At 59.4% G+C, this 12,412-nt stretch carries 10 protein-coding genes and 1 pseudogene; 3 read left to right on the top strand and 8 right to left on the bottom strand.

Annotated elements, in window-relative coordinates; genetic code table 11:
• The 7 genes from ACR0DY_RS19615 to ACR0DY_RS19645 form a co-directional block, all read right to left on the bottom strand.
• Window positions 1-1,512, bottom strand: a 1,512-nt coding sequence (locus tag ACR0DY_RS19615) for a recombinase family protein (RefSeq protein ID WP_480898997.1), incomplete at its 3' end; no start/stop codon positions are given.
• Window positions 1,509-2,273, bottom strand: coding sequence for a tyrosine-type recombinase/integrase (locus tag ACR0DY_RS19620; protein WP_480827068.1), 765 nt, complete (start codon window positions 2,271-2,273; stop codon window positions 1,509-1,511). The genes ACR0DY_RS19620 and ACR0DY_RS19615, both read right to left, overlap by 4 nt.
• 123 nt (window positions 2,274-2,396) lie before the next feature.
• Window positions 2,397-2,552: a hypothetical protein gene (locus tag ACR0DY_RS19625; protein ID WP_480547423.1), complete on the bottom strand. Its 156-nt coding sequence runs from the start codon at window positions 2,550-2,552 to the stop codon at window positions 2,397-2,399.
• A complete protein-coding gene (locus tag ACR0DY_RS19630) occupies window positions 2,552-4,249 on the bottom strand; it encodes a tyrosine-type recombinase/integrase (protein ID WP_480899000.1) in 1,698 nt (565 codons plus the stop codon). Before ACR0DY_RS19630 ends, ACR0DY_RS19625 begins: the two co-directional genes overlap by 1 nt.
• Window positions 4,250-4,414: 165 nt before the next feature.
• The gene (locus tag ACR0DY_RS19635) at window positions 4,415-4,621 is read right to left on the bottom strand and encodes a helix-turn-helix domain-containing protein (RefSeq protein ID WP_170743587.1); all 207 of its coding nucleotides are present in this window, start codon (window positions 4,619-4,621) and stop codon (window positions 4,415-4,417) included.
• Between the two features lie 180 nt (window positions 4,622-4,801).
• Window positions 4,802-5,635, bottom strand: a complete 834-nt coding sequence (locus ACR0DY_RS19640) for a hypothetical protein (protein ID WP_480547419.1) — start codon at window positions 5,633-5,635, stop codon at window positions 4,802-4,804.
• Window positions 5,636-6,183: 548 nt separating this feature from the next.
• Window positions 6,184-7,191 (bottom strand): helix-turn-helix transcriptional regulator, encoded by a 1,008-nt coding sequence (locus ACR0DY_RS19645; RefSeq protein WP_480484745.1) that lies wholly within the window; start codon window positions 7,189-7,191, stop codon window positions 6,184-6,186.
• A gap of 87 nt (window positions 7,192-7,278) precedes the next feature.
• Between ACR0DY_RS19645 and ACR0DY_RS19650 the strand changes: the two genes are divergently transcribed.
• The 3 genes from ACR0DY_RS19650 to ACR0DY_RS19660 are packed head-to-tail and all read left to right on the top strand — an operon-like array spanning window position 7,279 to window position 11,137.
• Entirely contained in the window at window positions 7,279-8,346 is a 1,068-nt protein-coding gene (locus ACR0DY_RS19650; protein ID WP_480484744.1) for a DUF1214 domain-containing protein, read from the top strand.
• Window positions 8,347-8,361: 15 nt separating this feature from the next.
• Complete coding sequence (locus ACR0DY_RS19655) at window positions 8,362-9,363, top strand: DUF1214 domain-containing protein (protein WP_480899004.1); 1,002 nt, start codon at window positions 8,362-8,364, stop codon at window positions 9,361-9,363.
• A 55-nt stretch (window positions 9,364-9,418) separates the two neighbouring features.
• Window positions 9,419-11,137, top strand: a complete 1,719-nt coding sequence (locus ACR0DY_RS19660) for an alkaline phosphatase family protein (protein WP_480899007.1) — start codon at window positions 9,419-9,421, stop codon at window positions 11,135-11,137.
• Window positions 11,138-11,441: 304 nt separating this feature from the next.
• Here ACR0DY_RS19660 and ACR0DY_RS19665 read toward each other — a convergent pair.
• Window positions 11,442-12,412, bottom strand: a pseudogene (locus ACR0DY_RS19665) (IS110 family RNA-guided transposase); the annotation flags it as partial.

The following is a 12,412-nucleotide window of genomic DNA, read 5'->3' on the forward strand; positions in this document are numbered from 1 at the left end:
CTGGACGCCATCCCGTTCATGTTTGATCGTAACACGTTCAATCAGGCCCCGGATAATCTCCAAGGCCCCGGTGCGGATCGACGGATCCGATAGCGCCTGTGCCAGATCTGCGACCTTGGAGCGATAAAGTTCCGACAGATTTGGGTGCAGTCGCACCGGTGAAGGCTTTGGTCCGGAGAGCTTGGCATCCAGATTGGCGATCTGCGCTTCGAGTTCTTCGAGCCGCGTTTGAAGGCCGGGGGTACGAATGCCCTCCGCGATTGCATCATAGAACCCATTCAATTTGCGTACGGTTTTGTCCCGCTCGGATTGTAGACGGGTCCGGGCTTCCTCTACTGTGCCTGCTTCTGCGTTGGCGGCCTCGCTGAAGGATTTGATAAAAGCGGCAACTGCGTCGGGCTGCATCAGGCGACGACGAAGCAAATCCAGAACGGCGTCTTCCAGAACGTTGCGGCGAATGGATTGCTTATGGGAACAAGTACCGAGTTTGCGAGCGGCAGAGCAGGCGAGGTAGTCGCGCCCGACAGTGGCGAGTGGCCCTCCGCAGGTGCCGCAGAATGCAAGACCTGTCAGAAGGTGCTTCTTGCGACGCTTCTCCCAAAACTTGGTTTCCTTGATGGCTTTGACACGGGGATCAGCCTCGATCTCGCCTTGCCGCTGCTTGACCGCCTCCCAAAGTTCATCCCCGACGATCCGCAACTCAGGGACCTTCGCGATGATCCATTTGGACGGATCGTTGAGACGGGAAACACGTCTGCCGGTCTTTGGGTCCTTGATGTAGCGCAGCCGGTTCCAAACCAGGCGGCCGATATAAAGCTCATTGTTGAGAAGGCCCGTCCCACGCACTCGGTGCCCTCGAATGGCGGTGTCACGCCATAACTTGCCACGGGGACCGGGGACACCCTCGGCGTTCAAGCGGCGCGCAATGGCTTTTGGGGAGAGTCCTTCGGTGAAGTCATGTAATACCCGCCGGATAATCTCAGCTTCCGCCGCGTTGATCATTCGTTCTCCCGTGACGGGTTGGCCATCGGACCCAAGACGCCGGACGACGTCATAGCCGTAGCTGTTTCCGCCGCCGGAGCGCCCAAGCTCGACCCTTCCGCGCAGGCCACGCCGCGTTTTGTCGGCCAGGTCTTTTAGGAACAGTTGGTTCATGGTGCCCTTGAGACCTACGCGCAGTTCGCTGATCTCACCTTCGGCCAGTGTCACGATGCCAACACCTGCAAAGTTCAGACGTTTGAAATTCGCGGCGATGTCTGCCTGATCCCGGCTCAACCGGTCCAGCGCTTCCGCCAAAATCAGATCAACCCGTCCTTCCTGAGTGGCATGGAACAGCTCTTGTAGACCGGGGCGCAACATGGAGGCGCCGGAGACCGCACGATCAGAATAGGCGTCAACAACAGTCCAACCTTCCCGCTCAGCACGTTCCCGGCACAGTCGCATTTGGTCATCGATGGATGCGTCTCTCTGCATTTGGCTGGAGAAACGGGCATAGATTGCAACTCGGGTCATCGCCGGACCTTTCTCTTCTGGTTGATCAAAGCCGCGTAGTCGCGGCCCGCTTCAATTGTCTGGGCGTGGATGTAGTGGCGCTCAGCCGTTCGGAAGCTCGCATGAGCCAATATTGGTCGGATCAGCTTCGCGTGTTCCGGAGAGGAGCGCGCCAATGTCGTTGCGGCGGCATCCCGGAAGAAATGCGGTGGGATGCGGCGCCCCGTCAGCTTAAGCGTTTGATCAGCAATTCGGGGACCTAGCGCGTCTTCCTTCAAAGGAGTGCCAGACCGGCCAACCCACAGGACATTGTGATGTTGTTGGCCACGCTCCATAAAAAAAGGACGGGCTTCGTTGACATAACGGCGTAAGAGCGGCTCAACGCTCTGGGAAACATCAGCTTCCCAGGGATGCCCTGACTTGGTGAGATCCCCGGGGAGCGCGACAGTCATAGTATCGGGCCTGATGTGCAGGGATACGCCGATCCGAAGGCCCGCGAAGGCGCGTCGCCGCATCGGCATCAGGGCCAACATCGCTATCATGGTACCATCCCGCAGGCACATCATACGGCGTAGCGGTGTTGGCGCCGCTTCTGCATGACCCGCCGCCAGAATCAGACCTGCACGGAATAGAACCTCGCTGGACAACACACGCCCAAGTTTGCGATCCCGATCACCTCGACCCGCGGCGCGCTTCAATCCCGCTTTCAACTTCCGCTGAGCGGACCAGTCCTGTGTCGGGTCAGCTGCAGAGAGGATACGCAACACGCCTTCAATGAACATCAACCGGGTCATCGGCCGGGTGTGTGGCAGGTTCCGAAGCCAAGCGGAAAGGCGCGGCAGGGTCCCGCGTCGAGCCGGAGGCAGTGTGATCGCCTCCGCATCGCTGGTAATCAGCCATTGCAGCTATCGCGCATAGTGAAGTTCCAGCGTCTTCAACGAGGTCGCGCGCAGATGTGAGAGCGCGCCGCAATCGTCGAGTGGTCCACCTTCCGTCTGAAGGTTGAGCCACATATCCCGGTCTTGCACGGGCCAATCAGACAGAGGCAGAACAAGGCTCATCAGCGACGCCCTTTCTTAGCTTCTATCAGGTCAGCAAAGGCGCGTGTTGCCGAACGTGCCTCAAGACCGGAATACATGCTGATGGTGTGGCTGACCTCCGAATGTCCGAGCAACCGGCGCGCAACCTCGTAGCCGCCGGGATTGGCGTCGAGCCAGTTCATCACCGCGAAATGCCGAAACAGGTGGGCATTCATCTCCAACCCCGTTTCTTTCCGGATCCGTTTGGAGATGCGCGCAGACAGAACGCCGGGATCAACCGAATGCTGACCATCCCTCCGGGGAAACAGCCAAGGCGTTCCCGCAGGGCAGAGCTCCGGGCAGCGAAATTTGAGATGCACGTCGATCATGCGCAATACATCACGCGGAATCTCGAACTCGACAGGTCGCTCATTTTTGGTCTCGCCGTCTTCCAGAACCAGGTAGGCTCGGCCATCACCGGGACGGTGCAGGTGGCGTTCCAGGTGGATGCCAGCCAGGTTTTTCACGCGAACCGGGCAGACCAGCAAGATGGCGATGGCGAGCGCATCTTCGCGTGCCAGTGCCCAGCCATACGGCTTGGACGTGCCGCGTGGTCGCGCGAATATCCGTTCGGGCAGGAGCAGCAGACGCTGCTGATGCCGATCCTCCTGCAACACCCGCAGCCTGCTTCGGTTTTTGGGAGTCATGCCATTCTGAGGTTTGACGGCCAGGCGCGCGGCAAGCCCCGACAGCGCGTCCCGGGTGTCATCGGGTGCATTGAGTATCCGGGCCAAGTTGCGAAGCAGCGCGGCGATCTCGCTGATCATCTTTGTGGTCTGGTTGTTGGTGCGCGATAACATCTGGCGCAAACCCCGTTCAGCCATCACCGGGTTGATCAGGACGTCCAAACCACCAATGTGGCTAATTGGGAGGCCAGAATGAACCAGTTCGGAGGCAAACCGAACCAACTGTCTTTGGTATTGGGACAGGGTCGCGGGTCGGAGTGCCCTGTTCTGACCGTCATCTGCCAAGGGGTCTGGATTGCACAGACGATGTATCAGCTTTGCAAGAGCGGTTTGGAAGGGCGCTGGAAACGCGGTCACCGGAAAAGTGATGACCTTCCGGCGCGATTCCAGAGCCAAAGTGACGTTGGGCCATTGTGAAATACGTCGAACCGCCAGGTTCCAGCCGTTGACCGCAGCCCGATATGCGACATCCGGTGATTTGCTGATCTCGTTATGCGCAAGGGCTTCTCGATAGGCCGTGGCATGCTCTTTGCGCACAATGGCGGGTTTGACGCCCTGCCGGTTCAGAAAATGCACGAAGCGGCAGAGCGCGGGTTGTAATGTCTTGTCGCCGGACGCCAGTACATTCACCCAGAGCGCTTGCCAATCGGGAGACAGATCATCGATCCGGTTGAAGCGCCGTTCCACCAGCCCGAAATGCGCGAGGGCGGCACGCGTATCACTGACCGCGTTTTGCCAACTCTTCGGTGCAAGACCAAGCGCAGCCGGTGTGACTTTGGACAGACGGGGCTGCAACCAGCGGCTATCGCAGGGCACATCCTCTGGCGGCAGCCCAAGGGCTTTGGCCACGCGGCGCAGACCGGAGATCATGTCGCGGCAGCGTCCGTCCGACAGAGATCTCTCGGAGCGCAGTTGGTCGATGACTTCGGCAAACATCGGTGTGTCGGCTTTGACGAAGGCCAATGTCAATGGAACGGGGCTCTGGCTAGTCATCGGGATTGCGTTCCTTTGGACATGTCAGTCTCGGGTGGACGGGTGTGGACAGGGGGTCCGATTCGGGAAAAGCGTAGCACAGAAAGTCCGCAACTTACGGGCAGGCCCTCTTCCCGAAAACCACTTAAATCTTTGACGTAAACGGACATTATTGGTCGCGATTGCCTACCAGCACTGTGCCTGCCGGTAGGCGGCATGTGCTGCCGGATCAATGCGGATGAGGCGTCCGCCGGGGCCGACCCGAATAACCTCAAGCAGGCCTGCTGCAATCGCACGGCGCACTGTCTTCTCGGAGCAATTGTCCAGCTCAGCGACGTCTTTCACCGTCAGAAGCTTGCGGGGTCGGCTCTTCTTGGAAGTGATCTGTGGCATCCTGATGCGCCTCCTTTTGGTCAGAGGCGTTCCGACCCAGTTCCCGTACTGCCTGGGCAGCTAGCAATCGGACCAACTGGTCAATCGCTGTCTCAACCTGCTTGTGCGCGTGGTCGTCAGAAGGGGGAATGGCAGGAACGCGTGTCATGCCATGACCATGACAACGCAGGCGGGCTCCTTCTAAGTGTATTGATTGGCCAATTCCGGCGGGGCCCAACGCTCCTTGTCTTCGCGCTCAAGCCTGTCGCGAAAATCGTCAATATCCACGCGGATCGTCTCACCGCTCAGGATTTGCTCCGGTTCGGTTATGATCTTCACGGCAGCCTGGATAAAGTTTACGAGCGGGCCTTGCCGTTGTCCTCCGGGGCGACCGTCTGAATATGTCGTGTAGGTCAGGGGGCGACCGGCATCTTTCCAGAAATAGCAGCAACTCTCGACGATGTACTGACGGCGTTTGTCGCGCGAGAACCGCTTGTCTCGTGGCGACATCTCTGCAACCGCGCCGGGTGTCTCGATGATGCGTCGAATGTCATCCACCACGTCCTGAGAAAGCGTTTTTGCGGTCTCAAGCTTTTGGAGGAATTGCGGCAAAAGTTCTGCGTCTTCCGGGAGCGACGCGAAATAGGTCGAAAGCGTGCCCAATGCGTTCCGGAGTTCTTGGGGACCAATGGCGTCCCGCTTGGCTTCCCGCAATAGCTTTTTGAGGTATTTTTGACCTCGTTCAATCGCCTGTGAACGACTGACCTCGGTCAGATTGATCGCGATGTCGTCATCGTTGTTGAGGCAGTCACCGAGAATTACGGATAGGTCGCGCACGAGCGTTGTTGGGAGGTCAAACTGTTCGCTCAAGCTCTCGATCATGTCCTCGGAAAGCGCGCCGCGTTCCCCATAGCTTCCGAGTTTCCAGGACATCGAGCATTTGATTCCATCCATATGCGGATAGACCGAATAGTCACCTTCAATATCTGCAACGTCTTGGTTGCCCTTCAGATCGCTGTCCGCGTTAGCGCTCATGTTGTTCTCCGTTTGCCACATTCTAGGGTCTGGCCGCAGGTCCAAAAGCTTACGTGCATCAAGGCAGTACCGATTGCTGAGGAAGCTTGCCGGTTGAAGCAAGTCGACCCCTCCAAAAGTTGCACATAAACAATAGAACAGGAAGGGAACAGCTTGTGCTCCAGCTAATGCTTGATCGTCCAAGGCGGTTTTAACGCTATTTCGGTAGCAGACTGCACACCGCACTGTAGTGGATACATGGCCTGCCGAGTGACCGGTCGCTTTGCAGTTAGAATGGTTCTCAGCCATCAGCGACGTTTCATTTTGCATTCGCCTCCCACGGTGGGAAATCCGGCCCTTTGCGGCCCTTCTCCCCGCTTGCAGTCTCCGCAGTGCGGCGTCGCCGGACCTGCCATTCGCTGCGGCCGCACATTCTCAAGAACGGCAAATGCCGGCAGAGCGGACGAAGCGCAGGTCTGGGAAATTCAAAATTTTTTGGCAGACTTCAGGACGCCTTGGGTTTCCAGAAAATCCATCGTGTATATGCGAATGTGATCAGCGGCAACGACTCAAGTGTTTGTGTTTCGGTTTCCCCGGAAGCTCTTTGGTGAAGAGCCGGTCCACTCCCTGAACGCACGGCGAAAGCTTCTCGGCTCTTTGTATCCCAGCATTTCGGCGATCCGTTCGACCGGAATGTCCGATTTCTGAAGCATTTCGCGCGCCTGCTCCTCGATGAGCATGGAGCGGATTGTCCTGTATGCCGTCCCTTCCGCCCTAAGGGCCCTCTGAAGTGACCTGGGGCCGATCGCAAGATGGGCCGCAACTTTGCTCTCGGAAAGCACACTTGTCGGAAGATGAGCGCGCATGATTTGCAAAACCGCGCCTTCAATGGACTGAACCGGCTCAACCCCCATGAGCGCACCCAGGTCCCCCAATGTAATAGTCTTCCGAGACTGCAAGGGGTGCGGGTTTCGCGTGTCAAGGTCGCAAAGCCGAAGCGCGACGGACGGTGACTGGGCTCCCGTCCTAACAGGTGCGCCGAACAGATCTGCAAGCTTTGACTTGTCGTCACCATTGCCATCGGGAAGTTCAAACCAATCGGGCTGCCAGTCCGTGCCGAGGAAATGCCTGACCACCTTGGAAATAACGAACAGCGCCCCTTCGTCGAGGTGTCGGTGGCCGACGACCGAGAAGCCTTTCGAGTCTCGTCCGACGACAACGTGCGTGTCAGTCTGTCGGATCACGATTTCAGAGCCAGGATGCGTCAGCGACAGCGCGCGTCGCCCGCGGTCAAGCGCAGATCGCAGATCCGGTGCGCCCAGCACGTAGTTCGCATAAGCTCCGTAAGCCAAGTAGTCGAAGGCCCAGCCAACCCTGGCACCCAGATGGCGATCGCTTATCATGCGGGCGACGGACTCCAGAATGACGGCCTCAGCAGCGTAGGAAACAAACCCGGTTCCTTCTGACAGCATCTTACGGTCGAGACCAGCCGTTCGGAGCGCACTCTCGACGACGTGTTTCGGGACGAAGCTGTCAAGAATGTCCACGACGTGCGCCAGTTCGATGATGTTGACCAACTTCTGTCTCATAGCGTCTCTTTGTCACAAAATGACCGGTCGCACTATGATAAAACGCCAGGAAAGCGAAGACTTGAGGGGCGACTCATGAAAGGTAAACAGTTGGCAAACCGCATATTTTTGTTTCTTGCATTCCTGGCCGCGATCGTCTCTGGTCCCGCTCATGCCCAAAACTTCGACACCACAGTGGACCAACTTGCCGACAGCAGGGAAATCCCAGTCACGGTAGACAACTTTATCCGTGCCGCGACAGATATCGAGTTCGGCAAATATGTTGCCCTCGCTGGAGGGGTAAACAAGTTCTACCACTTCCGCGAAATGATGCCCGTCCATGCTCAGACCACCATCAGCGCGAACCGGGACACTCTCTATAGCGCCGCGATCATCAATATCAGCAAGGGCGCGACGGTCACCCTTCCGGATGTCGGCGACCGCTACATGTCGGCGATGGTCATCAACCAGGACCACTACCTGAACAAGGTCTTGCACGGTGGCGGCGCCTATACACTCGATATGGACACGTTTGACACGCCATATGTCGCCGTCTATCTGCGCGTCCTGCTGGATGCGACCGATTCCGCGGACCTGGCCGCCGTGCACGCAATCCAGGACCAGATGTCGATCGACGCTGCCTCGTCCAAACCTTTCATCGTCCCGCCCTATGATGAAGAGGGCTATTTAGGGCTCGTAAGGGCCGCCGTCGGTGTCGGCGCCTACCTTCCGGACAGTTTCCACATGTTCGGCAAGAAGGAGGATGTCGATCCAGTGCGGCATTTCATTGGGACGGCCGGTGGCTGGGGTGGGTTGCCCGAGGATGAGGCACTTTATCTCGGAATCTCGCCGAACCTGCCGGTCGGGAAATACAAGATCGAAGTGCCGGCCGACGTGCCCGTCAAGGATTTCTGGTCGGTCAGCCTCTATGATGCAAACCGTTATTTCGCGCCGAACGCGATGGACGCCTATGTCATCAACTCCGTCAGCGGGACGTACAATGAGGACGGCTCGATGACCGTGCATCTGGGCGGCTGCGAGGACGGGCGCGTGAATTGCCTGCCGCTTGTCGAGGGGTGGCAATACACCGTGCGGCTCTATCGTGCAGCGCCGGAAGTGCTGGATGGAAGCTGGGTCTTCCCGGGTGTCGAGCCCGCGAACTGACAGAAAGGACAGAAAATGAAACACCTTCTCCTTGCCGCTGCCCTCTACGCACCCGCACCAGTTCTCGCCGAAGATATCACGATCCGGAACCTCATGCGCGCCGAGAGCGATACGATGTTCCGGCTCACTATGAAGAACAACGGAACAGGTGTCGGCGAGATCGCCCATGAGCGCGAGGTAACCTCCGCCGACAAGCCGCAGCCGGTCATCCGGCCCAACCAGGACACCTTGTATTCGTCCGCCCTCATCGATCTGTCCCAGCCGGTGACGGTGACGCTGCCGGAGGGCGACGGACGGTTCCAGTCGGTGCTGGTGATCAGCCAGGACCACTACAACTTTGCCTATGCCGAACCCGGTGCATACGAGCTGACCGAGGACGAGGTCGGGACCCGCTTCGCGATGCTCCTGTTCCGCACCTTCATCGACGCGGGCGATCCCGACGATACGGCGCGCGCCCATGCGGTGCAGGACGGAATTCGCCTCGAAGGCGGCGGAACCGGCCCCTTCGAGGCTCCGAACTGGGATCTTGACACCCTTGCCGCTGCGCGGAAGGCGGTCAGTGACCTCGCCGCTGCCGTCGGCCTTGATGCCAGCATCGCCTTTGGCCGCCGCGACGAGGTGGACCCGCTGGGCCATCTGATCGGAATGGCGGGCTGGGCGGGGCAGCCGGCCAGGACGGCCAGCGCCTTTGTCGACGCCGTCGATAGGAATGACGGCGCGACCCCCCATGCCGTGACGCTGCAAGACGTGCCGGTGGACGCGTTCTGGTCGATCACCGTCTACGACGCTGACGGCTTCCTCGCGCCAAACGATTTGGGGCGGAACAGCTATAACAACACCTCGGCCACCCCGAATAAGGATGGTTCCTTCACCATCCATTTCGGTGGCTGCGAGGATGGCCGGATCAACTGCATCCCTCTTACGCCGGGCTGGAACTACACGGTCCGGCTATACCAGCCACGCGCCGAAATCCTCGATGGCAGCTGGACCTTCCCGGATGTCCTGCCCCTAAACTGATGACGCGACGGCCCGCGCACCGCGTGGGCCGATCGACGAGAGGAAGGAGCCTTCGATGTTGAAAAAGCCACCTGTCCAAACGGCCAGTTGCGCCGTCTTCCTGGCGTTTTCCTTGGCGAACGGTGCATTAGCCGAGGATAAGCCGCGCCTCATCCTCCAGATCACTGTGGATCAGCTGCGGGGCGACCTGCCTTTCCGCCACTACGACCAATTTGGCTCGGGCGGATTCCGCTATCTGATGGATCAGGGCGTCTACTACGACAACGCCCACCACGCCCACGCCAATACTGAAACTGTCGTCGGCCATACCACGCTGGCCACCGGCGCGCATCCGTCGGCCCATGGCATGGTAGGCAACCTCTGGTACGACCGCGCCACGGGGCGCACTATCTACAATGTCGAGGACGCCGACTATCCACTCCTCACTCGGGGCGCGGACGTGAACCCCGACACCGAGGTCGACCCCACCCAGCTTGCCGCCAGTTCCGATGGCCGTTCGCCCCGCGCCATCCTGACCACCACCTTTTCCGACGAGCTGTCCATCGCCACCCAGGGCCGCGCCAAGGTCTTTGGCGTCTCGGTCAAGGATCGTGGTGCCGTCTCGATGGCGGGCCACACCGGCAAGGCGTTCTGGTTCTCCAAATCCGCCGGGGAATTCGTCACCTCCAGCTATTATTACGACAGCTACCCGGATTGGGTGACCGATTGGAACGCTAAGGATTTCCTGCAAAACTATCTCGGCACCTCGTGGCAGCTGACCCATCCCATCGATAGCTATCTTTTTGGCGATCGCGACGATCAGGATTGGGAAACCGATCTTGCCGGGTTCGGGCGCACCTTCCCGCACCCCTATTCGACCGTCGATCCGCTTTCGTGGAAGAACGATCCCTATTTCCCCACGCTGCTCACCTTCAGCCCTGCCGGGGACGAGATGACCGCCGATTTCGCCAAGACCCTGATCACAGCCGAGGGCCTGGGGCAGGATGATGTCACCGATTACCTCTCCGTCAGCTTCTCGGCGACCGATTACATTGGCCACGGCTTCGGCCCCTCCAGCCTCGAGGCCGAGGAAAACCTGCTCCGGCTCGACCGCACCCTGACCGATCTCTTCGCCTTTATCGACGCCGAGATCGGGCTCGAGAACACCCTGATCGCGCTGTCCGCCGATCACGGCACGCCCGAGGCGCCGGGATACCTGGCCGAGCTGGGAGAGATGGGCGGCTACGTCAACCCCGAGCACTGGGCGACCCAGCCCGCCGCCGATCGCATCCGCGCGCGCTTTGGCCTTAGCGATCCGCTGATAGCCGGCTATGACCACCCCTACCTCACCCTCTCGGAAGAGGTGCACAGTCGCGACGACATCGACCTTGTCGCGCTGGAAACCGCCATCGCCGAAGAACTGTCGACCTTCGAAGGTATCGCCTTCGCTGTGCCTTCGTCCCGCATTCGTACGGGCGCCCTGCCCGACAATGCGCTGATGCGCGCCGTGGCCAACAACTACAACCCCGACCGCTCGGGCGACATCTATCTGGTGGCCAGCCCCGGCTGGTTCATCAACGATTTCGACGGTCTCTCGGTCACAGTCACCCACGGCTCGCCCTGGCGTTATGACACCCACGTGCCCATAGCTTTTGCCGGTTTCAGCCTCGCGCCACAGCGGGTCTCGCGTCGAGTGCATACAGTCGATCTGGCGCTGACGCTTGCCGCGGTCGCAGATACGCGCCCACCCGACGGCGGCGCAGGAGAAGTGTTGGGGGAAGTCGTCGGGTACTAGGCGCCTCGCGGTAATGCAAAGCGGAGACAGTAACTGGGTCGGATTGAACGGCATCTGTGGGTGGCTCCTGCATTGCAAGAGTTTTTTAGCGATTTTCGCGGTCGTTTCGTCAGTACTGTCGTCTGTCCGGCCTGTTTGTGTTTTGGCATTGCCTCCACTGGCCCTGATGAATTCCGCGAGCGAGGTTCCAATCGGCTTATCGACCTCAGAGGGCCGCTGCCATTCCCGGAGTGTCCTTGCTCTTGGTTGACTTACTTCCGCATCATCACTTTAACGTCTTGCATCTCGTGGGCAGTCTGCGCGGTCAGAACGCTGGCTGCCGGTATTCCTGTTTCTTTGTCAGCATTGCCCAGATTGAACGCGCTGCCTTGTTTGCCATCGCGATTGTTGCCAGCCGAAACGGTTTGTCGGCAATGATCTTGGCTGTCCAGAGATCGACTTTCTCTGGCGACCGTTTTGCCATGACCGCGCGCGATGTCATACCCACAACCAGCAGCTTTCGAATGTAGCGATCCCCTTGCTTGGTGATCTTGCCCAGTTTCTCTTTGCCGCCGCTCGACTTGTTGAGCGGGGTGAGGCCCAGCCAGGCGGCCAGATCTCGTCCTGTTCGGAACTGATGCGCATCGCCGATAGTGGCGACAATCGCTGAAGCCGTGATCGGCCCGATCCCCGGCATGCGCATCAACCTGCGCGCATCTGCGTTCAACAGGGCATGTTGCTCGATCATCTTGGAGTATCCGTCGATGCGCTCGTTCAGGCCGATGAACTGATAGCACTGAATGCCGAGCATGCCGGTCGCGATCTCCGGCATGTCCGGGTGATCCCCAGCCAAGTGACGCTTCGCAAAAGCCGTCACCGCTTCGATCCCAATGGGCAGAATATGGCCGAACTCGCGCAGCAGGCTGCGGATCATATTGGCCAGCTGGGTGCGGCTGCCGGACGGCCAGGTCGCGCGTGCGATGGATCGAGAGGATAGCTTGCTGGTCCTCCGTCTTGATCTCGACGAAGCGCATGGTCGGGCGTCGAACTGCCTCGCATATTGCTTCCGCATCAACCGCGTCGTTCTTGCCTCGCTTCACATACGGTTTGACGTAACCAGCGGGCATGAGCTTCACATCATGGCCGAGCGTGCGCAGCTGACGGCCCCAATGATGGGATGAACCGCAGGCTTCCATGCCTACGACGCAGGGCGGAAGCGTCTCAAAAAAGGCCAGTAGCTTCGCGCGCTTGATCGGCTTGTTGAAAATAACCCGGCCGCTCTCAGAAATGCCGTGC

The sequence above is a fragment of the Ruegeria sp. O6 genome (assembly GCF_056535045.1).

Coding starts and splice junctions, on each gene's coding strand:
- ACR0DY_RS19655 (WP_480899004.1), top strand. CDS start 8,362: ATGAAACACCTTCTCCTTGCCGCTGCCCTCTACGCACCCGCACCAGTT.
- ACR0DY_RS19640 (WP_480547419.1), bottom strand. CDS start 5,635: ATGAGCGCTAACGCGGACAGCGATCTGAAGGGCAACCAAGACGTTGCA.
- ACR0DY_RS19635 (WP_170743587.1), bottom strand. CDS start 4,621: ATGCCACAGATCACTTCCAAGAAGAGCCGACCCCGCAAGCTTCTGACG.
- ACR0DY_RS19625 (WP_480547423.1), bottom strand. CDS start 2,552: ATGAGCCTTGTTCTGCCTCTGTCTGATTGGCCCGTGCAAGACCGGGAT.
- ACR0DY_RS19630 (WP_480899000.1), bottom strand. CDS start 4,249: ATGACTAGCCAGAGCCCCGTTCCATTGACATTGGCCTTCGTCAAAGCC.
- ACR0DY_RS19620 (WP_480827068.1), bottom strand. CDS start 2,273: ATGTTCATTGAAGGCGTGTTGCGTATCCTCTCTGCAGCTGACCCGACA.
- ACR0DY_RS19650 (WP_480484744.1), top strand. CDS start 7,279: ATGAAAGGTAAACAGTTGGCAAACCGCATATTTTTGTTTCTTGCATTC.
- ACR0DY_RS19660 (WP_480899007.1), top strand. CDS start 9,419: ATGTTGAAAAAGCCACCTGTCCAAACGGCCAGTTGCGCCGTCTTCCTG.